Annotated in this window: 16 protein-coding genes and 1 rRNA gene; 12 read left to right on the forward strand and 5 right to left on the reverse strand. The window is 37.1% G+C overall.

The features are described from left to right. Positions 1–144: 144 nt before the first annotated feature. Positions 145–260: ribosomal RNA gene (rrf, locus tag KI343_RS17720) — 5S ribosomal RNA — on the forward strand. 711 nt (positions 261–971) lie between these two features. Here the strand turns inward: rrf and KI343_RS17725 are convergent. From KI343_RS17725 to KI343_RS17735, 3 genes are all read right to left on the reverse strand, one after another. After that, complete coding sequence (locus tag KI343_RS17725; RefSeq protein WP_212927755.1) at positions 972–2,144, reverse strand: dicarboxylate/amino acid:cation symporter; 1,173 nt, start codon at positions 2,142–2,144, stop codon at positions 972–974. Positions 2,145–2,297: 153 nt separating this feature from the next. After that, a complete protein-coding gene (locus KI343_RS17730) occupies positions 2,298–2,495 on the reverse strand; it encodes a hypothetical protein (protein WP_212927756.1) in 198 nt (65 codons plus the stop codon). A gap of 264 nt (positions 2,496–2,759) precedes the next feature. Then, positions 2,760–4,031 (reverse strand): BaiN/RdsA family NAD(P)/FAD-dependent oxidoreductase, encoded by a 1,272-nt coding sequence (locus KI343_RS17735; protein ID WP_212927757.1) that lies wholly within the window; start codon positions 4,029–4,031, stop codon positions 2,760–2,762. A gap of 213 nt (positions 4,032–4,244) precedes the next feature. Here KI343_RS17735 and KI343_RS17740 point away from each other — a divergent pair, with 213 nt between their 5' ends. The 5 genes from KI343_RS17740 (at position 4,245) to KI343_RS17760 (ending at position 9,692) form a co-directional block, all read left to right on the forward strand. Continuing rightward, positions 4,245–5,870, forward strand: coding sequence for a putative polysaccharide biosynthesis protein (locus KI343_RS17740; protein WP_212927758.1), 1,626 nt, complete (start codon positions 4,245–4,247; stop codon positions 5,868–5,870). 15 nt (positions 5,871–5,885) lie between these two features. Continuing rightward, positions 5,886–6,614 (forward strand): pseudouridine synthase, encoded by a 729-nt coding sequence (locus tag KI343_RS17745; protein WP_212927759.1) that lies wholly within the window; start codon positions 5,886–5,888, stop codon positions 6,612–6,614. A gap of 118 nt (positions 6,615–6,732) precedes the next feature. Next, on the forward strand, positions 6,733–7,293 hold the full coding sequence (thpR, locus tag KI343_RS17750; protein WP_212927760.1) for an RNA 2',3'-cyclic phosphodiesterase: 561 nt from the start codon (positions 6,733–6,735) through the stop codon (positions 7,291–7,293). A 106-nt stretch (positions 7,294–7,399) separates the two neighbouring features. After that, on the forward strand, positions 7,400–8,335 hold the full coding sequence (locus tag KI343_RS17755; RefSeq protein ID WP_212927761.1) for a nuclease-related domain-containing protein: 936 nt from the start codon (positions 7,400–7,402) through the stop codon (positions 8,333–8,335). A gap of 541 nt (positions 8,336–8,876) precedes the next feature. Then, positions 8,877–9,692, forward strand: coding sequence for a phosphotransferase family protein (locus KI343_RS17760; protein WP_212927762.1), 816 nt, complete (start codon positions 8,877–8,879; stop codon positions 9,690–9,692). Here KI343_RS17760 and KI343_RS17765 read toward each other — a convergent pair. Beyond that, complete coding sequence (locus tag KI343_RS17765) at positions 9,689–9,970, reverse strand: YtzH-like family protein (protein WP_212927763.1); 282 nt, start codon at positions 9,968–9,970, stop codon at positions 9,689–9,691. The two genes, KI343_RS17760 and KI343_RS17765, sit on opposite strands and share 4 nt — an antisense overlap. A gap of 90 nt (positions 9,971–10,060) precedes the next feature. Between KI343_RS17765 and trmB the strand changes: the two genes are divergently transcribed. The 5 genes from trmB to helD all read left to right on the forward strand — a co-directional run bounded on the left by trmB (position 10,061) and on the right by helD (position 17,857). After that, positions 10,061–10,696 carry a tRNA (guanosine(46)-N7)-methyltransferase TrmB gene (gene trmB, locus KI343_RS17770; protein WP_212927764.1) on the forward strand — a complete coding sequence of 212 codons (636 nt, stop codon included), beginning with the start codon at positions 10,061–10,063 and terminating at the stop codon, positions 10,694–10,696. A 247-nt stretch (positions 10,697–10,943) separates the two neighbouring features. Continuing rightward, positions 10,944–12,209, forward strand: a complete 1,266-nt coding sequence (gene uraA, locus KI343_RS17775; protein WP_212927765.1) for a uracil permease — start codon at positions 10,944–10,946, stop codon at positions 12,207–12,209. 650 nt (positions 12,210–12,859) lie between these two features. After that, complete coding sequence (locus tag KI343_RS17780) at positions 12,860–14,050, forward strand: hypothetical protein (RefSeq protein WP_212927766.1); 1,191 nt, start codon at positions 12,860–12,862, stop codon at positions 14,048–14,050. 27 nt (positions 14,051–14,077) lie between these two features. Then, a complete protein-coding gene (locus KI343_RS17785) occupies positions 14,078–15,307 on the forward strand; it encodes a Zn-dependent hydrolase (protein ID WP_212927767.1) in 1,230 nt (409 codons plus the stop codon). Between the two features lie 240 nt (positions 15,308–15,547). Then, positions 15,548–17,857 carry an RNA polymerase recycling motor HelD gene (helD, locus tag KI343_RS17790; RefSeq protein WP_212927768.1) on the forward strand — a complete coding sequence of 770 codons (2,310 nt, stop codon included), beginning with the start codon at positions 15,548–15,550 and terminating at the stop codon, positions 17,855–17,857. A gap of 195 nt (positions 17,858–18,052) precedes the next feature. Here the strand turns inward: helD and KI343_RS17795 are convergent, their stop codons facing one another. Further along, on the reverse strand, positions 18,053–19,624 hold the full coding sequence (locus KI343_RS17795) for a peptide chain release factor 3 (protein ID WP_212927769.1): 1,572 nt from the start codon (positions 19,622–19,624) through the stop codon (positions 18,053–18,055). A gap of 222 nt (positions 19,625–19,846) precedes the next feature. Here KI343_RS17795 and KI343_RS17800 point away from each other — a divergent pair, with 222 nt between their 5' ends. Next, complete coding sequence (locus KI343_RS17800) at positions 19,847–22,960, forward strand: DEAD/DEAH box helicase (RefSeq protein ID WP_212927770.1); 3,114 nt, start codon at positions 19,847–19,849, stop codon at positions 22,958–22,960. Positions 22,961–23,032: the final 72 nt, after the last annotated feature.

The raw sequence follows: 23,032 nt of genomic DNA on the forward strand, positions 1-23,032 counted from the left end.
ATGAGGTTGATAGGTCCGAGGTGGAAGCGTGGCGACACGTGCAGCTGACGGATACTAATCGATTGAGGACTTATCTAAGTTTTTTCATGTCACGTTACTCTTATTTAGTTTTCAGGGTGCAAAATCCCAATTAAATATTTTAGGTCTGGTGGCGATAGCGAAGAGGTCACACCTGTTCCCATGCCGAACACAGAAGTTAAGTTCTTCAGCGCCAATGGTAGTTGGGGTTCTCCCCCTGCGAGAGTAGGACGTTGCCAGGCAAATTTAAAAAGAGTTAAGCATTATGATTATGCTTAACTCTTTTTTATTGGTTAGGAAATTATAAAATTGTTTGCGTGTGGATAACTATTTAGATAAATAGTCACGTCCAGCTCCAAGCGCCAAAAACTAGGAGACAACGCGAGAGCGCCCTACGATAAAGAAGACTTGGCGACTGACAAGCCGTCAGGCGCAGGCAGAGCCATAGTCGCGCTTATGCCTGTGGTGAAAAGAAGACTTGGCGACTGACAAGCCGTCAGGCGCAGGCAGAGCTAAAGTCGCACTTATGCCCTGCGGGTGAAAGTCATCATCGGTTCGTCACCTCACCGTGATTCCTTTATATCAGTTTAACACAAACGCATTGTGCATCCATTTCATTTTTCTCATTAGATTATTACGGTTGTTCGAGACCAGGCTTAGCTCACTATCTAAGTTTGGATGTAGTTATTGGAAAAGATTATGCCGATTGAAGCCTGAAAAGCAATGGTTTAAAGGATTTGACAGAATTAATGTTAGTATGATGATATATTACCGCAGCTTCGAATCCACAATGACTGATGGTTAAATATTTTGGAAAGAATTATGTACAAATTCTTTACAATCTTTATTTTTACGCTAAAAATCCACTGATAATAAGTTAAAAAGAACATCTTGTTATGCTCATTTTCTACTTATTAACAGCGGATAATTTTTCATTCTTGATGGTGGTATTCTTATTCTTTTGTAATTCTCCAACGGTTGTTGATGGAATCAGTTATACTTGAAATAGCACCGTCTCCTGTAACATTACATGCGGTACCTAAACTATCTTGAGCAAGGTATAAGGCAATCATTAAAGATACCATTGTCGGGCTAAATCCTAGCATGGATTCAAGCAGGCCAATCGATGCCATTACTGCTCCGCCTGGAACTCCAGGCGCTGCAATCATTGTTACGCCTAAAACAAGTAAGAAAGAAAAAATTGAACCAAATGTGATCGGATCTCCTTGTAAGAATAATACAGCAATCGCGCAGCTTAATAATGTGATCGTGCTGCCAGATAAATGTATATTCGCAAGAAGAGGAATCGTGAAATCAGCAATATTACCTTTCATCTTTAATTTCTTTGCCTGACCTAGCGTAACTGGAATTGTTGCAGCTGATGATTGGGTACCAAGTGCTGTGAAATAAGCAGGAAGCATTGTTCTTAACATAGAAAAAACATTTTGTTTACTTAATGCGCCAGCAATAGAATATTGAACTATTAAATACATGATATGTAAGACAATAATCATTACAAATACAACAGCAAATACCTTTAAAATAGAAGCAACCTGACCAGCATGTGTCATGTTAGCGAAGATTCCAAAAATATGAAAAGGCAACAAAGGGATAATAACTTTACTGATAACTAATTCCACAATAGAGCGAAAATCAGTAAACATATTTAATAATGCATTGCTCTTTAATGCAGCCATTCCTATACCTAAGACAAAAGAAAGAATGAGCGCAGTTACAACCTCAAAAGGAGGGTGTAATTCAAAATCAAGAAATCCTCCGAGCAGGGAGTTCGTAGGGTCATTAAACATCGTTAATGATTGTCCGCCTAATATAGCTGGATATAGGTTACTTGCAGCCAGGTATGCAACGATGCCAGCAATAATGGTTGATGTATAAGCCAAAAGAGCTGTTACAGATAATAATTTACCCGCTCCTTTTCCCATAAATCCAATTCCAGGTGCAATAAAACCAATAATAATAAGTGGGATGATAAAGCTTAGGAATCCACCAAAAATATCGTTAAACGTGGCGAATAATCTAATGAGCCAATCATTTGCAATCATTCCAATAACAACACCTAAAACAATTGCGATAATAATTCGTAACAGCAAACCAAAACGTTGCATAAAAAACTCTCCAATCTAGTTTTTTTATTGCTTCTAACGTGTCATAGTATAACTTAAATTTTGGCTGATAGCTATAGATACCTTGTTATATTTATATGAGATTATACATAAAAAATGAGAAGTATCATTAGCGATACTTCTCAGTCTGAGACATTAACTCATTCCAAATGGCCCCAATTTGCCTGAACCATCGTCTTTTCCTGCGGATTGATTTTGTTTTGAACTAAAAAAAGGAGCAGCTTGCTGTAGTGCCTGTCCTAAATTTTGCTGTTGACTCGTCATGGAATAAAAAGTAGCAGCACCAACTCCGACAGAGGCAATTAACGGAATCCAAATTGAGTTTTTTTCCATACTAATCCTTCCTTTCAACAAGTGTGAAAAAAGCGATTATTAGCGACTAGCCGTATTGGATAAGACTAGCTCAGACAAGTTTTAAGTTTATCAGGGATAAACGTCCTTAAAACTGCCACCAAATAGAGAATGAAATGAAAATTAATTAAGTGGTGAAAAACGGACGCTAATTTCCTGATTCACTCAACTGTCATTCCATGGGGGATATCCCACGAATGAAGTTCCATCTTAGTATCTCCCCTGTGGAATATATTATGAAAGGAATTAGATAACAGCGTCAGATTTTGCATCTAAGGCTGCGTTCATTCCTGCAATACGGCCAGTAACTAGTGCAGAGGTAATATTATAACCGCCTGTATAGCCGTGGATATCTAAAATTTCTCCACAGAAGTATAATCCATGCATTATTTTTGATTTCATGGTATTTGGAACAATTTCTTTAATCGAAATACCTCCTCCAGTAACAAAAGCTTTTTCCATTGGCAGGCTGCCATAAACTTCAAAGAAAAAGTTCTTAATATCTTTTACAAAAAGAAGTACCGTGTTTTTAGATATATTTGCACACTTTTGTTCAGGATGGATAGCATGTTTTTCCATTAAAAAGTCAAGGAGCCGTTCAGGAATCATACCTTTTATTGCATTTTTAAACGTTTTTTTCGGGTTTTCTGCAAGTATATCAATTACTTGCTCCATTAATTTTTCCTCCGTTATTTCAGGCAAAATATCGAGGTGCATTCTGACGGTGTTCCTTCCTCGCATGAACTCTTTGACAACAAATTGAGAACAACGAAGAACAGCAGGACCAGAAATACCAAAATGGGTGAAGATCATATCCATCTGGTGCGTAACGATTGGCTTTTCTCGTTTATTTAACACACTGAGAGAAACATTTCTTAAAGACAAACCTTGAAGTTTCTTTTGCTTGATAAAAGCTTCTTTTGAGGTGAGCGCTACTTCCGTTGGATATAATTCAGTTACCGTGTGGCCTGCAGTCTTAGCCCATGGATAAGCATCTCCTGTAGAGCCAGTATGTGGCACGGCTTTCCCGCCAGCTGCAATCACAATAGATGTTGATGTAACAGGTGCTTCTTCTCTAAGATGAATCGTGTGTATATCATTACCGTATTCAATAGCAGTTACTTTTGTATTCATTTTGGTAGTCACGCCTTGTTCTTTTAATTGATTAATTAACGCATTGACGACGTCCATTGCTTTATTTGATTTTGGAAACATTCTACCGTGATCCTCTTCCTTTAAAGCCACGCCAAGGCCTTCAAAATAATCAATAATATCATAGTTATTAAATACCGAAAATGCACTATATAAAAATTTACCATTACCAGGAATATGTTTTATTACTTCTTCCTGTGGTAAACGATTAGTTACATTACAGCGGCCACCACCGGAGATAGCCAATTTTTTGCCAAGTTTTTGACCTTTTTCAATTAGTAAGGTTTTTGCACCATGCTCAGCAGCAGAAATAGCTGCCATTAAGCCAGAAGGTCCTCCGCCAATGACGACGACATCATAATTCAAGGTTTCTCATTCCTTTCTTTTCCTTCCGTATCGTAGCATTTCTATAGTGGATACACAATACATATTATCGTTAGAGATGGGACTCTCATTTTATTTGTCGATTTTTAGCAAATTAAATCAAAGAAAGCAGACAAAAAGTATGCTAAAATAAATAAGAAGTGCTACAATAAAGCAATCTATTTTATTAATCTAATTGTAGGTGAAAAAGTTACAATGTCAAATATGCTACGAGGAACCATGCTATTATCAGGTGCGTCGTTCCTATCTCGATTCTTAGGAATGATTTTTGTTATACCGTTTTTTGCAATTGTCGGTACTACTGGAAATGCGTTATTTGCCTATGCGTATACGCCTTATAGTATTTTTATTAGTTTATCCACAGTTGGAATACCGCTAGCTGTATCGAAATTTGTGTCCAAATATAATGCTCTAGGCGATTATAAAGCCGGGATGCGAATGTTTCGAGCTGGCGGTTTGTTAATGCTTGCAACAGGGTTTATCGCATTTCTTGTTTTATTCTTATCCGCTGATTGGATCGGAGCACAGCAAATTAAAGGAGATAACGGTGCAATAAGCCCAGAAGATATTGCTTTTGTCATTCGAATGGTCAGTTTTGCTTTAATTATTATCCCTGGAATGAGTATTGTACGTGGATTTTTTCAGGGACATCAATCAATGGGTCCTACCGCTCTATCGCAAATCGTAGAACAGATTGTCCGAATTGGAGCCATTCTTATTGGGTCTTATGTTATTGTGCATTATTTTAATGGATCTATTACGTTAGCCGTAGGTTTTGCTGCATTTGCGGCATTAATTGGAGCCCTTGCATCCTGCGTTATTTTACTATGGTATTGGAAGAAGAGAAAGTCCTTTATTTATAAGCAGATTGATGCACAGCAAACATCGCATGATTTTCATACCATAGAATTATTTAAAGAATTATTACAGTATGCCGGCCCATTTGTTTTGGTAGGTCTAGCTGTTCCACTATATCAGTTTGTTGACCAATTTACATTTCAACCCGCAATGGTTGCCAGTGGAAGAGCAACTTTATGGGAAACAGAATTCGCAGTTATTAATAATTTAGGTCATAAAATAATCATTATCCCTATGACGGTAGCTACGGGATTATCTATGGCAATGCTTCCATCGTTAACGGATGCCTTTACGCAGAATGATTCGGTTTCTTATAAGAAACTACTCAATCAGGCATTACAGGTTATCATGGTGCTTGTTATTCCTGCATCGGCTGGAATCGCCATGTTATCCGATGAAATTTTTGGCTCGTTATTCACATTAGAAAATATTGAGGTTACGGGACCTTTAATGGCTTGGTATGCTCCTGTAGCATTATTGTTTGGTCTTATTACAGTTACCTCAGGAATGCTACAAGGAATTAATCAACAAAATTATGCGGTTATCAGCTTAATTTCCGGATTATTGGTGAAAATATTAGTAAATAGCCAACTAATCCATTTATTCGGTGGAAAGGGCGCTATTCTGAGTACTGCGCTCGCAGCAGGAATTGCTGTTTTTCTTAATTTATTTCGGTTAAGAACAAGTGTGCAATTTTCTTTTAAACAAACGATAAAACGAACCATTTTAACATTGATATTTACTGGAATGATGTGCATCGTGATCGCTGTATTAAAATTTGTTTTTGGCTTCTTCCTGCCATATCAGACAGAACGATGGGCAACGCTTATCATGCTTTTAATCGGCATATCCAGCGGTGGATTGTTCTATCTCTTTTTAGCGTATAAATCAACGTTGTTAGATCATATTTTTAATGGGAAAGTACCTGGCTTGAGCAAATTACAGACTAAAAAATGGATGTAAAATAAGGAGAGTCTTATGCGGTTAGATAAACTATTGGCAAATATGGGTGTGGGAAGCCGAAAAGAAGTGAGGCAACTATTAAAAGCTAAAAAGGTCACCTTGAATGGGAAAATAATAAAAGACGCTTCAGAAAAAGTAAATCCAGATAAAGATAAAGTTTGTGTAGATGGAGAGCCAATTATCTATCAGGAATTTATTTATTTAATGCTTCACAAGCCTCCTGGAGTTGTATCAGCTACAGTGGATGCCAAAGATAAAACAGTGATTGACTTATTATCGGAACAGGATAGACGCTTCCAGCCTTTCCCTGTTGGGAGGTTGGATAAGGATACGGAGGGGCTGTTATTGGTAACAAATGATGGTGATTTAGCACATCAACTTACCTCTCCTAAGAAAGATGTGCCCAAAATGTATCGTGCTAAAGTCAAAGGAGACCTTCCGTATGATATTGTCCAACAATTTGCGGAAGGCATAACACTGGATGATGGTTATCATACAAAGCCAGCGAAACTGAAGATATTGTCTCCAAAAGATGAATCAGGCATTTCGGAGATTGAGATTGAAATAACAGAAGGAAAGTTTCATCAAATTAAGCGTATGTTTGAAGCAGTGAATGGCAAGGTGATTTACTTAAAACGGCATCGAATGGGCAATTTGGAATTGGATAGTCAATTGCCAATTGGAACATACCGTCCATTAACAGAGGAAGAGCTGGCCTATTGTTTCAGTTTACGTGCCAGGTAATTTGAAATTTGAAGAAGCATCGCATTGAGGTGGAAATTGTAATAAACGAAAATAAAAAGAACTATCGTTTCGCCAAATATAAACGATTGCGAGGCTAAATAGACAGGGAGTTTGAAGTATGTCACATTATTTTATAGGTATTCAGATAGGATCTATATTAGCAAAGCAGTTATCCGATTGGAAAGTGGGTTTAGAGAAGTGTCTACCATATAAACAATGGACAGACAAGTCAGATTTTCATATTACACTTGCTTTTTTAGGGGAAGTGGATGAAAAATCTATTGAGCTTCTCAAAAATAAACTTCAGTCAATCTCCGCTTATCCGGCATTTGAAATAGAAAGAACAAGTATTGGGACATTCGGGCAAAGGCAGCGCCCCAGGGTTTTGTGGCTCGGTGCTGAGAAAAATTCAATTTTATTACAAGTTCAAGAAGAAGTCACTCAAATCAGCGAATCCATTGGCTATAAAAAGGAGAGCAGGCCGTATACTCCTCATATTACGATCGCCAAAAAGTGGGCTTCAGATGATAAAATGTTAACGGAAGATATTTGGAAAGAAATACTTTACAATATGCCTGCTTTGGACGATAAAATTAAAGTAGATGCGATTCAATTATTTAAAGTACATCCTACTTCCAAACCAAAATATGAAATCGTACAAAGCTTTCCATTACACTGAATAAACGAGAACCATATATCATTTAGGTAAATTAGTTTGAATCCCTATTTAAAAATATAGAGTGTTCCAGACTTTTACAGTGTAATTAAAGAGGAGAATAGGGAAGATGGCACAATTAATCAAGCTGCAGGATTATATTTCAAGATATGAGTGGGATACATATCGTTATCCCACACAATATATACGTCAAAAGAAGGAACAGTGGGAGCGATTCTATTCAGAATGGCTCCATCCAACTATGGAACAAGATTGTAATGAAGAGGGGCAACCAGAAGAAGAAATCGAAAAGCTCTCCCTCTTTCAAAAATGGAAGGGTCGATTTACTAAAAGTTCTGTAACCGTGGAAGATTTAACACCAGTTGAACAGGTAGTAAAACGAAACAAACCCTTATCATCCATTCCAAAAACAGAAGAAGAATTAAAGCAAGTGTTTTTAGATCGTTTATTGGAAACACAAATAAAATGGGCGTCGTCAACTGTGTCACAAGTTTCAATTGTGGAATCGAATTATTATAAAGATCCATTATTACGCTTCTTGCTTCAACGATTTCCAGATACTTATTTTATTATGTATCGGCCAATATTCGAAGTGAAAAGAGCGGCAGTTGAAACAGATATCATCCTTATCACACCAATCGGCATAGAACTGCTATCTTTTGTAGAATTACATACGGATGAAGTAATTATGGCTGGAGACGAGCGTACTTGGACGATTACAGCAAAACATAACGAAGAACCAAGTCACATCGTTAACCCTTTAATTTCATTAAAACGATCAGAAAAATGGATTGAACGTTTTCTTCATCCAAAGAATATTGATATTCCAATTAGAAAGACCGTCATTTCTAGAACCAATCGTATTCTTTACGCAACCGCACCTTATCAAAGTGAAATTATCGATAAGTTAGCTTTTCCGGCGTGGTTTGAGGAAAAAAGGTCTATTCACTTACCTCTCAAAAAAAGGCAATTAGCAGTAGCTGAGGCACTTTTAAGCAATAGCTTGTCACAATCCATGCCTAGACCGGAGTGGGAAGAAGAATAGTAGTTAATGCTTTTTTAGAGAAGAAGGAATTTATTGATACGCAAGGAAGGTGCTCCAACGTATTCAAAAAAGAAAGCGATCGAAATATAGAAATTTGTATCGTATTTTGAAAGAAGTAGAATTGCTTTAGGTGAAAGAAATGACAATGGAAGTTGAATTGCCTGTCAGTTACCAAGCGGACCGGAAAAACAGGCCATCTGCAAACTTGTCATATGAAAAAGGATAATCAAGAGAAGTATCTTTATAATTAGTCCTTTCTTGTATGGAATAAAAAGGAACTGCAAGAAGTTTTAGTTTATTTAAATATAAATGATAAATTGCATAGATATTGTAATTTTGTTGATTTCTAGATACAATAAATACTTAACACGTTAAAAGAATCTAATTGTTTATAGCGAATAGAAAATGACTGCTTGATTATCTAAACATTGAATATGGTTTCATTTTATAGAAACAGATAAAAAGCAAGAATTGTCTATTGTATAAACGGAGATTTTTCGGACGATCCTTGAATGCTAATTTTGAAAGATGGGAAGACATTATGATTAACTGGCTCGAACATGCTTTAGGTACAGGGTGGCTTGTTAGGCCGGCTGGTGGATTAACCGGCGAGGCATTTATAGCTGAAAAAAATGGAAAGCGATTGTTTCTCAAAAGAAACACCTCGCCTTTCTTAGCGGTACTCTCCGCGGAAGGAATTGTACCCAAGCTTATTTGGACAAAGAGAATAGAAAATGGTGATGTTATTACCGCTCAAGAATGGCTGGAAGGGCGTTCTTTGAATGAAGAAGAGATGAAGCAGCAATCTGTAGCTGATTTATTGTATAAAATACATCATTCCTCTGAATTAATGCATATGTTGCTAAAAATGGGGAAAAAGCCGACAACTTCAGACGAAAGTTTCTCAAAAATACGTCTGCAATTAGAACAAAATGGTTTAAACGAGCAAAAAGAGATAAAGGAAGCAATTGAATTATTGGAGTTAATGCTTCCTTATACCAGAAATCAAAAATTAGCAGTATGTCATTGTGATATGAATCATAATAATTTAATTTTAACGAAGGAAAATACGATATATTTAATTGATTGGGACAATGCAACCATTGCTGACCCTGCAACGGACATTGGTATGCTCTTAAAATGGTACATTCCCCGAGAAAACTGGGAAGAGTGGCTTACCAATTATGGAATAGAGCCAGATACACAATGGTTTATTCGCATGTATTGGTATCTGCTCCAAGATAACTTACAATTTTTAAGCTGGCATTATGCTCGTGATGAGAAAGCAAAAGTTCAGCAAAGATTAAAGGAGTTGCAGGAAATCATCCAATCAATTAAAAACTTTAATATTTCTTAGAGATTTTGCTGGACGGTGCTAATCCAATGATCAAACTGGTCTTGGTGGTCATGGACATGTTGTGTTAAATCAGATACAGCAGCTCCTGTTTGACCATATTGCTGAATGCTTGACAGGACGTCTTGCACCTCTTGATTAGATAGTTCTTTATTGGTTAATATGGATTTAGCAATTCGTTCCAATTGGGCATATTCCGTTGCTGATCCTGAAGAATGAGATTGGTGCTCGTCTAAAATATCGCATAGTAATTGCAGCTTGTTTTTCATCGATAATTGCATCTTAATTCACCTCGTTCCTGAGAATAGTTTAAACGAATAACTGCTTATTATTCACATCATATAAAAGCAATAAAAGTGAGGAAATTGTACATGAGACAAAGATATAAACCTTGGGCAGACGATTATTTAAAAGAAAAAAATCATATTGTATTAGAAAATCCTAGTATACATAAAGGCGAATGGAAAAAAGTTTTTGGAAATGAAAATCCTATTCATGTGGAAATTGGTTCTGGAAAAGGACAATTTATTACTGGAATGGCTAAACAGTATCCAGAGATAAATTTCATCGGGATTGAAGTTGCAAAAAGTATCATTGTATCAACAGTTCAAAAGGTTGATGAATCTGGCTTGGCCAATGTTCGTCTTTTAAATGAGGATGCGAGTGATATTCGTGCTTTATTTGCAGAAAATGAAATCGCACAGATTTATTTAAACTTTTCTGATCCATGGCCTAAAAATCGTCATGAGAAGCGTCGCTTGACCTATAAGAGCTTCTTAGAGCAATATCAAGACATTTTACAAGATGTTGGACAAATTGTTCTGAAAACAGATAACCGTGGCTTATTTGAGTATTCCTTAGTGAGTTTTTCCGATTATGGTATGAACCTTTTGGAGGTTAATTTAGATTTACATGCGATAGAAGACGAAACAAATGTGAAGACAGAGTATGAAGAAAAATTCGCTTCCAAAGGACATGTTATCTATCGTTGTAAAGCAAAGTTCTAATTAGATAATAAAATGATTGACAACTATTGTATAAATTTGTAATAATATAAAATAGTGTTGTACATTTGTACTTAATGAACCTTTAAGCTAGTCCAGTGAGGCTGGTAAGGTTAGCGGATAAAGCAAAAATGTATTCCTTTCTGGGATAATCTTTTCTTTGTATATTCTAGCACCTTACCATCTGCATTGGTGAGGTGTTTTTTGGTATATAATACAAATGTGTAATATACAGAGAGGGGATTTATCCATGAAATCAAGAGAAATACAAGTACATGAAAGGCTGCCATTATTGCAAAGCTTACCTTTAAGCTTGCAGCATTTATTTGCAATGTTTGGCTCAACCGTTTTAGTACCTATTTTATTTAATATTGATCCAGCTACCATCTTAATGATGAATGGCTTTGGAACGTTAATATATATTCTTATTACGAAAGGAAAGATTCCGGCTTATTTAGGCTCTAGTTTTGCTTTTATCTCGCCGGTAACGATGGTGCTAACAGAGGGCGGAGGATATGGAGCTGCGCTTGGTGGATTCTTTGTTGTTGGTATTGTTTTAACGTTAATTGGTGTCATTGTGAAATATGCAGGTACAAGCTGGATAGACGTGATTTTTCCGCCAGCAGCTATGGGAGCAATTGTTGCTGTTATTGGACTTGAACTTGTTCCGACTGCCGCAGATATGGCCGGGTTATTACCAGGGGCAGAGGCTCCTAAAGATATTACAGCTATAACAGTATCCTTGCTTACTTTAGGTGCGACGATTATTTATTGGGTAACATTAAGAGGATTTTTGAAAATCATTCCAATTTTACTTGGGATTGTAACAGGATACATTATCGCAACGTTATTTGGAATTGTGGATTTTACAGCGGTTCGCGAAGCTGCTTGGGTTCAAATGCCAACCTATTATCAAATTGAATTTAACTGGTCTGATATCTTAATTATTTTACCTGCTGCTCTTGTACTTGTTCCTGAGCATATCGGGCACTTGGTTGTAACAGGAAATGTTGTGAATAAAGATATGGTAAAAGATCCCGGATTAGATCGCTCGTTATTTGGTAATGGTATTTCTACAATGATCTCCAGTTTCTTTGGATCAACACCAAATACAACATATGGAGAAAATATAGGTGTTCTTGCTATTACAAGAGTGTATTCCACATGGATTATCGGGGGAGCAGCAGTACTAGCTATCCTTCTTTCATTCTGTGGCAAATTAGCTGCATTAATTTCATCCATTCCAACACCTGTCATGGGCGGAATTTCTTTATTGCTATTTGGGATTATTGCAGTAAGTGGTTTGCGTATGCTTGTGGAGCAGCAAATCGATTATAATAAATCACAAAACCTTATATTAACTTGTATTGTATTAGCTATCGGTGTAAGCGGAGCAACCATTCACCTAGGAACAGTGGAGCTGAAAGGAATGGGGCTGGCAACTGTTGTAGCTATTGTAATTAGCTTGTTCTTTAAACTATTGGATAAATTAAGCTTATCCAATGATAATGACTGAGAAGTGAAGTATCTAAAATAATCGAGATTTTTTTTATTATTATGTGTAAAAACCTTAGGAAACATATTTTAGTGGGCGAGTAATCGGATCTAAAAAGAAGTTGTCTGCGTAACAAAATTTTCTTTTTACCCATTCACTTTTGGAAAGCGATATCAATTCAATAAAATAGCCAATTTGTTAGAATGTTTGATGATAGAATCGCTCCATATTGGGCTAAGATGCGATGAAATTTTTATTGACGAGCAATCACTCAGGTGGTAATATGACGTTTATCGACAAAATAATTAAATTTTCGACATATTGATGGTGGGAAAGCCCGCTTAGCTCATAAAGTATTTTATAAATTGTGTATTTTGAAAAGGATGTAGCTCCATGCTATCTGATCTTTTTTGAATTCAGAATTTTTTAACCGTTCTAGGTGGAAACGCGTTATAAAATCTTTGTCCTAGAGAATAAATGGTTACTTTGTACAGTTAATAGTCAGAAAAAATACGCAAATATATTTTTGTTTTATATATCGAATTTACAAAATCTTTTAAAAGCGTTTTGTCAATTTGTAATTGTTTTCTGTCGTAAAAATGTTCTAAAAGGTTTTTTTAGAGGAAAGACATCATGAATGAAATAACATATATTTTGGAGGATGGATGAACATGTCACAGATGTTTGCGTTAGTTCTTATTATTTTTATTCTTTATATAGGAGATGTTATTGCTGCCAGAACAAAAGCTTGGGTACCATCGATTTTTGTTTGTGCAGTGTTATTTTTAGCAGGATATTGGACCTTTTTCCCTCAGGACATTGTTGCGATTGCTGGAATCCCTCCTGTCGTCGCTACTTCACTGATGTACCTTTTAATTGTAAATATGGGCACACTTTTGTCCTTGCAGGAGTTGAAACAGCAATGGCGTACGATTTTGATTGCTCTTGGTGGGGTTATAGGTGTAGCTGTCTTTTTACTTAGTTTTGGAACCTTGCTTTTTGATTGGCAAAGTATGGTTGTGGCTGTTCCGCCGTTAGTAGGAGGGCTAGTATCCTCACTGATTATGTCAGAAGGTGCAGCAGATGCTGGTCTTGTAAGCTTATCCGTATTTGCGATTGTCATTTATGTGATGCAGGGCTTTGCGGGATATCCTTTAACTTCTGTCATGTTGAAAAAAGAAGGAAAGCAGTTATTAGATAAATTTCGTAAAGGTGATTTAGAGGTAATGGAAGATTCATTAAAAAATGTATCCATCGATCAATCCGAGGATGCGAAGTTATTTAGAAACCTTCCTGAACAATATAATACAAGTTATTTTAAATTTTTCAGATTAGCATTTGTTGGTTTTCTGGCTTATATTGTTTCTACATTATTTGAACCAATTGTATCTGTCAGCCCTATGGTACTATGTTTGCTATTTGGGGTAATCGCTAGAAGTCTTGGCTTCTTGGAAAAACAAGCGTTGCAAAAAGCAAATGGTTTTGGTTTTGCAATGCTTGGTTTAATGTTATATATACTTGATGGATTAAGAAATGCTACCCCAACGATGATGCTTGATTTAATATATTTATTAGTTGGAAGTATTCTATTAGCGGTTATTGGAATGTATTTATTTTCTTTCATTGTCGGGAAGCTTCTTAACGTTAGTAAGACAATGGCATATGCGATATCATTAACTGCTTTTTATGGTTTCCCGGCAGACTATGTCATTACCAATGAAGTGATTAACTCCTTAACGAAGGATAGGAAAGAAAGAGAAGTATTAACAAGCCATATGCTCCCGCCAATGCTGGTTGGAGGGTTTGTGACAGTTACGATTGTGTCTGTTATATTGGCTGGAGTATTTGTTAACTTCATATAAGTATCTATATAATGGAGGAATGAAAAAATGAAAGCTAACCAAGAACGTATTGAAAAACATATAAAAGCGTTAAGTAAATTTACAGCGACACCGGGTCAAGGAACTACGCGTATGACTTATAGTGCACAAGATTTACAGGCTCGTAATTATATCAAAGAGCAAATGAAAGAATATGGGCTGCAGGTAAGAGAAGATGGTCTGGGTAATATTTTCGGCAAATTAGAAGGAGAGAATAAAGATGCCCCAAGTGTTATTGTAGGTTCTCATTTTGATAGTGTTCCTAATGGTGGGGACTATGATGGGCCAGCTGGTGTTGTTGCAGGATTAGAAGTAGCTGCATTGTTTCAAGAAAATCAAATCAAGCCAACGTATCCATTGGAAGTTATTGCGATGATTGAAGAAGAAGGATCCAGGTTTGGCGGCGGCTTAATGGGGTCAAGAGGAATTGTTGGATATCTTCAGAAAGAGGAAATAGCACAGATTAAGGATAAAAATGAAGTTTCTGTACCGGACGCAATGAGAATGATTGATTTAGATCCTTCATTAGAGGTAAAACGTGATCCAGAAACCATCAAAGCATTTTTAGAAATGCATATAGAACAAGGCCCTATTCTTGAAGAAGAACAAATTTCTGTTGGAGTGGTGGAATCTATTGTGGGACTGACTCAACTAGACGTAACCATTACAGGAAAGGCAGGACATGCTGGAACGACGCCTATGAATCGACGATCAGATGCATTAGTAGCAGCAGCGAATATTATTTCTAAACTTCCGCAAATTGCAATAGAAGAAGGGGAAGGAACGGTTACAACAGTAGGGAAACATGAGGTATTTCCAAATGGAGCGAATGTAATTCCAGATAAAGTTGTCTTTTCCGTGGACATTCGTTCTAGTAAAGAAATGCATGTTAAAAATGTGATTAAGAAAGTAAAAGACTTGATTGTAAGTTATGAGACAGATGATATCCAAACTACAGTAGAGCAACCCTTATACATGCAGCCAAAGGAATTAAATCAAGAAATACGTTCCATACTTAAAGCATCCTGTGAGCGCTTAGATATCTCTTTTTTAACCATGCATAGCGGGGCAGGCCATGATGCGATGGTTCTTTCAGATATAACCGATGTGGGATTGATTTTTGTTCCTAGTAAAGATGGCCTGAGCCATTGCCCGGAGGAATGGACAGCAATTCCTGATCTTGCTAATGGTGTGGAAGTATTATATGAAACTGCATTAAAATTAACCGAAGAATCCTAGTGCCAAATTTGGTGCTAGGTTTTTGCGTTATAGAAGTGCGGCTGATTCCGTAAAAGAAAAAAATCACCAAAAAAAGCCCGCTGAAAAACTCAACCGGGCTTTTTACATATGTATTGATAATTTTGTTCAACAATGATAAAATAAAAAAGTTAAAGATATAGTTTCTTGTTTATACGTATATATTTATATAATACACTATAATAAGATATATGTCAACTGTTTTTTTGAAGGAGGAAGTTGATGGATAAGCAAAATAATAGCCATGAATTTGAATATCAACGACTTGAGAAGGTATTAAATCTGATTGAAAAGAAACAAAATGCTTTGAAGGAACAGTCCTCCAAGGTGAAAGAAGACGTCGTTGAATTGCGTAAAACATTTTGGGATGATATTACCGTTAATATGGATGAGATGGATGATATTATTGAAACACAAGAAAGTATTAAGCAGCAATCCAATATACTTGCTCAAAAAGAACGGCATTACGGAAAAAATTATCAGCGAATCAAACAATTAGATCGGTTAAAAGATCAACCCTATTTTGGAAGAATCGATTTTGAAGAAGAAGGAAGCAATGATATAGAGAAAATATATATTGGAACCACTTCCCTTATGGATGAAGAAGAGAAGGACTTCCTTGTCTATGATTGGCGAGCTCCGATTTCTAGTATTTATTATGACTACGCTCCAGGTCCCGTAGAATATAGGACGCAAGAAGAAACGGTTTATGGAGAGATGAGTTTAAAGCGTCAATATATGATTCGTAATGGGCAGATGAAAGGGATATTTGATACTTCTGTAACGATTATTGATGAAATGCTTCAAGAAAGCTTAAGTCAGGCAGCTGATACACAGATGAAATCGATTGTTTCTACGATTCAGCAAGAGCAAAATGCCATTATTCGTCATCGTGGGAGTAAGGTCCTCGTTGTTCAAGGTGCTGCTGGGAGCGGGAAAACCTCTGCAGCATTGCAGCGAATTGCTTATTTACTCTATCATCATCGGACAAACTTAACTGCTAACCAGGTTTTATTATTATCCCCGAATGATTTGTTTTCGAGCTATGTAGCGAATGTGCTTCCGGAATTGGGAGAAGAACCTGTTAATCAGCAAACTTTTTATCAATTTATTTCAAACGGGATGGACAAAGCTTTACAAGTGGATACGCCTTTTGAACAGATAGAGAAATTAATGGATTTAGCAGAAGAGGAACAAAAAACAAGAATGGAAGCAATTCAGCATTTCTCTGGAGTTGCTTTTATGGATGAAATCAAACAGCATTTGGAAGAATTAAACCAGACTTCCCTCGTTTTTAGATCGATTCGCTTTCGAAATGAATTACTGATCGATAAAACAGAAATCGAAAGCTATTTTAAGTCTTTGGAGAAAAATATGCGATTGCCAAATAAGATGGAAAAACTCAAGAATTGGTTATTAAAGCGTATCCGTGAATTTCAAAAAGAAGAGCTTGAAAAAGACTGGGTAATAGACCAAATGCAGCTGTTAAATAAAGAGGATTATATGGAAGTATATCATGAAGTAGAAAGAGAGCATGAAGATAGCAGCATACAGGATGAGGAAGAGGTACTAAAAGAAAAAATTGTTCGTAAAACATTTGCGCCGCTTCGAAATATGATCCGCCAAAATCGCTTTGTAAATACGTTTAAAATGTATATGGATTTTATGGAAGGTTTGGAAGGGGCAGAAGCTATTGAACAATATAAAAAAGTGGAAATGCAACGGCTTCGAAAAAAACAGCTTGCATGGGAACAGGCGACAGCTTATCGTTTCTTTAAGGGAGAAATTACTGGTCATGAAATCATTCGTCCTGTCCATCTCATTGTTATTGATGAGGCACAGGATTACACACCATTTCAGTTTGCTTATTTAAAGCATCTTTATCCTTATGCTAGCTTTACGCTGCTTGGTGACGTGAATCAAGCAATTTATTCCTATGCATCTGAGGAGAACCCAATTCAGAAAAATGCCTCCTTACCGGATAGTTTAGAACGAATTGTGTTAACGAAAAGTTACCGTTCAACCAAACCGATTGTAGATTTTACATCTTATTTTTCACCAAGCAGTGAAGCCGTTGAACCATTTGACCGTGATGGGGCACGTCCTGAGGTAGTCCAACTGACCAAGTCAATTTCTGAAAAAGATGCATTGCTATACAAAATAAAGGAGAAGCAAGAAGAGGGACATGAAACGATTGCTATTATTACAAAGTCTGCGGAAGCTGGCAGAAAAATATACCAGAAACTAAACAAAGAGATTCATATAAAACAGATCAAAGAGAGCACAAAAACGTATCAAAAAGGAGTTGTCGTTGTTCCTGTTTATTTAGCGAAAGGAATTGAGTTTGATGCGGTGATTCTTGCAGATGCTTCTAGCAACGTATACCGTTACCAGGCTGACAAATACCTGCTCTACACAGCATGCACCCGTGCTATGCATGATTTAACGGTTTTATATACAGGGGAAATGTCACCATTCTTGAGGAGCGTACCGAAAGAGAAATATAAATATTCGACAATTGTGCAGCGTTAATAAAAAAAGGATTTTCGTATCATGCTACTCCGATACAAAAATCCTTTTTTATTTTGGCAAGCTATGCTTATAATAGGTTCAAGCTAGGTTCAAGCGCTCGAAAAAAGCCGCACGCGCTCCAAATCCTGCCAAGGCGCTCGAAAAAGAGCTCATGCGCTCCAAACCTGTGAAAAGCGCTCCTCAATCTTCCTCGTATTATTGATAATTATTTGTTTCAAATAGATCAATTAGCTCAACATCTGGATTTTTATCTTTAAACCAGTTTAATGCAAATTCATTGCGGAATAGAACGAGTGGCTGGTCATGACGATCACGAACCAATATATTCCCAGAATCAAACAGAGAAGGGTCAACTTGCTCAGGATTTAGCCATCTTGGTATCCGTTCACCAATCGTTTCCATAATCACTTCGGCATTGTACTCATTTTCCATACGATAAGTGAAGACTTGGTATTGTAATTCCCCAACCGCTCCTAGAATAAAGGAATCTGTTAAATGATCCCGAAATAGCTGTATGGCACCTTCTTGTACGAGCTGTTCGATGCCTTTACGAAATTGTTTCGATTTTAAAGCATTTTTCGCCATCACTTTTTTAAAGATTTCTGGCGGGAATTGTGGTAATTCATCAAATTCGTATTTTTCTTTCCCAGTAAGCAAGGTATCACCGATTTGATAGGCATTCGGGTCATAAATCCCGATAATATCACCAGCATACGCTTCGTCAATGGTTTCCCGGGAAGAAGCAACCATTTGCTGGGATTGAGCGAGCTTCAATTCTTTTCCAGTCCGAGCTAATTGGACACTCATACCACGTGTGAATTTTCCGGAACAGACACGTAGAAAGGCAATCCGGTCACGATGGGCTGGGTTCATATTTGCTTGGATTTTAAATACAAATCCTGAAAAGTTTTCCTCGTCCGGATTAACTGCACCTTTTGTTGATTTTCGAGGTGTCGGACTTGGTGCTAAGCGAATAAAAGAATCAAAAAAAGTTTGGACACCAAATGGGGACAAGGCGCTTCCGAAGAAAACAGGTGTTAACTCCCCATTTAAAATAGCTTCTTCTGAATATTCATTTCCAGCTTCTTCAACAAGCTCTAGTTCATTTAATGCGTCTTGATACGTTGGATGTTCGGTTAATTCTGGATGGTTCTCCAATTCTTTATAAGGAATATAGCTTTCCTCTTCACCTGGATGGTGCTGAACAAATTGTTCATTATCCCGATCAAAAATACCGAGGAAACCCTTACCCATCCCAGCTGGCCAGTTCATTGGATACGTATCGATTTCCAATACCTCTTCCAGCTCTTCTAATAAAGCAAGCGGTTCTTTCCCTTCACGATCAAGTTTATTCATAAACGTAAAGATAGGAATACCGCGCATACGGCAAACTTTAAACAGTTTAATCGTTTGTGCTTCAATCCCTTTCGTGGAATCGATAATCATCACAACGCTGTCGACGGCTGTTAATGTCCTGTATGTGTCTTCACTGAAATCTTCGTGTCCAGGGGTATCTAAAATGTTGATATGATACCCTTCATATTGAAAATTCATTACACTGGACGTTACAGAAATCCCGCGTTGCTTTTCGATTTCCATCCAGTCAGATGTAGCAAATTTACCGGATTTTTTTCCTTTAACCGTTCCAGCTGAACGAATAAGGTTACCGTATAATAATAATTTTTCGGTCATTGTGGTTTTCCCGGCATCGGGATGCGAGATAATCGCAAATGTTTTTCTTTTTTGTACTTCTTCTCGAATTGACATATTGAAATCCTTTCTATTTATAGGTTGTTCAAAAGTTAAAAGCAGATACTACTTTCTGATGAAACAAGCACTATGTTAAAATCATTGTTTCTTTGTTAGATGTCAGAGCGTTCTTGCTTTATAATAAGCAATAGATATATCATACTACAATTTAGCCCATTTCGTGAAATGATGAAGAAGGATTGTAGCTTGATAAAATGATAAAAAGGTCGTGCAGAAAGAATGGTATGGATATCCAAACAAGAAATAAAAGAACGATGTGGAGAATTATCTTATAAATATGGGGAGCGTCTTTGGAAGAAAGGCAATGTCCAATTAACTTTTCTTGATCAGCAAATGATAGGGACAGTTAGAACAACAGATGATTTTCATATTACGATAACCTATCGAGACAATAAAATAGAAACAACAGAATGCAGTTGTCCGAAGCTCGGTTCTTATACATTGGATTGCCAGCATATTGCCGCGGTATTAATTGGTATTTCTGAAACGGGACAGCCAGAAACAGGAAGCTCTTCATTTACAGGAAAATCAGAAAAAGAATTTCGGCATCGCGGCTATTTTGAAACAAGGCAAGCGATTCCGACTCATTTTTACTTACGTATACCCAAAAATACAGAACGGCCAGCCTTGCAAATGGCAATTCAAATTGAAGAGACTTGGATAGAGGATATCATTTCTTTTTTAGAGGCATTAAATCGTGAAACCAGATTTCATGTAGCAGGAAATCGCTCCTATGATGCGGCTAAATTTTACTTTGAAGATGATAGCAATCAAGTCTTAGAACAGCTTATCCAAGTTTATGAAGACCAGCAAATGATTGGGACAGCATTTACAAGTAAAACGAGATGGATAACTATTCCTACCACAGCTTGGGAGAGATTGGAAAAATTACTTCATTCGACTTCGCTTGTTTCTCTGTATCGAAAAGCGGATGCTTATCATAAGCAGCAATTAACATTTTTTGATGCATTGCCTCCTTTTTCTTTTCGCATTGATCGAAACGGTGAAAATTACGCTATCGAATTTCGGGAGAGGATGCAGACCATATTTTTGTTGCCTTATCAGCTCATCTACCAGAAAGGCTCGCTTTATTTATTGACGGAAGAAGAGAAGCATCTGCTTACATTATGTGAACAGCTGTGGAATAAACAAGCAAAAACGATTATCGTCAGCAAAAATCAAATTATATCTGTTTCCGCGCTTTTAGAGCGAATCGGAGAAGTAAATGACACAACAGGGGCGCTAAAAAACGTATATACTCCTTTAAAGGCAAGTGTCTATATTGACCGGGTGCATAATCGCCTGCTTGCCGGAGTAGAATTTCAATATGGAGATAAAAAGATAACGCCTTTCGAGAAAACAACCATGGTCCTTCGCGATAAAGAGAAAGAAGCAAAAATAATTGATTTCCTTAAAAACAGCGGTTTTGCCAATGTGGATGGCAGTTTTATCCTGCAACATGAACAATTAGAGTATGATTTTTTATACCACAGCCTGCCAGAATTATATAAAATGGCGGATGTGTTTGTAACAAATGCTGTACGTAATCAAATTAGCAAGAAACGATTTCAGCCGATTATCCGTGTGAAGCATAAACGAGATAGAACAAATTGGTTAGCTTTTTCCTTTCAAGTACAGGGATTTTGGAAGGAAGAGGTACGACAAATTTTAGAAGCAATCGAAGAAAAACGACCTTACTATCGTTTGAAGGACGGTTCCTTTTTGACGTTAGAAACAGAAGAGGTAAAGGAATTAGAAAAATATTTGCTTTCTGTGTCGTTAACACCATCTGAAATCCTAGAGGAAATAGAGTTGTCACTGAAAGATGGATTATCCTTTGCACATCGAATGGAAGAGAATGGCTATCTTGCTAATGGTGATGCCGTAAAAGAGATCATTCATGAGATTCAAGTACCATCAAATGAAAAATATCCTATTGCAGCTGAAATTGCTTCTATCTTAAAACCTTATCAAAAAGATGGTGTTCGTTGGATGTTAGCAATTGCTGAGGCGGGGCTTGGTGGTGTTTTGGCGGATGAAATGGGATTAGGGAAGACGATTCAGGCCATTGCTTTTTGTGTGACGAAGTTTCAACAGAAGTCCGAGAAAAAAGATCCAGTTCTAATCGTTTGCCCGACATCTTTATGCTATCAATGGAAGCAAGAGTGGGAATTATTTGCGCCAGCAGTGTCTGTCGGTATACTCAAGGGAACGATGAAAGAAAGAAATCAGATGAAAAAAACGCTAGAAGAGCAGGATGTATGGATTGTATCTTATGGTGTTTTAAAAAATGAAATTGACTGGTTTAAGAAGCATGTTACCTTTCAAACGATTATTTTTGATGAAGCACAAACATTTAAAAATCCTGCCACACAAGTTTTCCGTGCAGTGAAAAAATTAAACGCAAAACATCGATTTGCTTTAACAGGGACCCCTTTAGAAAATAAACTGGAGGATCTATGGTCCATTTTTCATATTGCTTTTCCTGAATTACTTGGTGGATTAAAGGATTTTTCATGGCTTACGAACGAACAAGTTCTTCGAAGAGTACATCCATTTATGTTACGAAGAGAAAAAAGGGATGTTCTAGCAGATATGCCAACGAAAACAGAATATATTGAGCGAGTGCCCTTAACGGAAGAGCAAAAACAGATTTATTTGGCTTATTTGGCAAAGTTAAAACATCCGGAATATAAACATTTAGATCAGGATACAATTCGTAAAAACCGCATTCGAATTTTGGCCGGGCTTACACGGTTAAGGCAAATTTGCTGCCATCCAGGATTATTTGTACGGGACTATGATGGGCAGTCAGCGAAATTGAAGCGATTAATGGAAATTGTAAAAGATGCGAAACGATCCGGGAAGCGTATGTTGATTTTTTCTCAGTTTACCGAAATGCTAAAACATATCGGCGAGTTATTAAGAACAGAAGACATCCACTATTTTTATTTGGACGGTCAAACACCTTCAGAGGATCGCCTGCAAATCTGCCGCTCATTTAATCAGGGGAAAAATGATATTTGCTTAATTTCTTTAAAAGCAGGTGGAACAGGATTAAATTTAGTCGGTGCGGATACAGTTATTTTATATGATACGTGGTGGAACCCGGCGGTAGAAGACCAGGCTATTGACCGTGCACATCGGATTGGACAGACAGACAATGTAACGGTGATTCGAATGCTGACAGAGGGGACCATTGAAGATAAAATGTATGAACTGCAGCAGAAAAAAAGAGATTTAATGGAGCAAATGGTGCAAACAAAAGATTTATGGAATTATCATTTGACAGATGAAGATATGGAGAAATTGCTACAGGACACTTTGACATAGCAGAGCAGTCTAGAGGGAAAGGCGTGGCAGCTTTCCCTCTAGACTGCTTGAACATTTTTTGAGTAGATGGTT

The organism is Oceanobacillus sp. J11TS1 (assembly GCF_018333215.1).
In the GTDB taxonomy this organism is placed as follows: Bacteria; Bacillota; Bacilli; order Bacillales; family Amphibacillaceae; genus Oceanobacillus.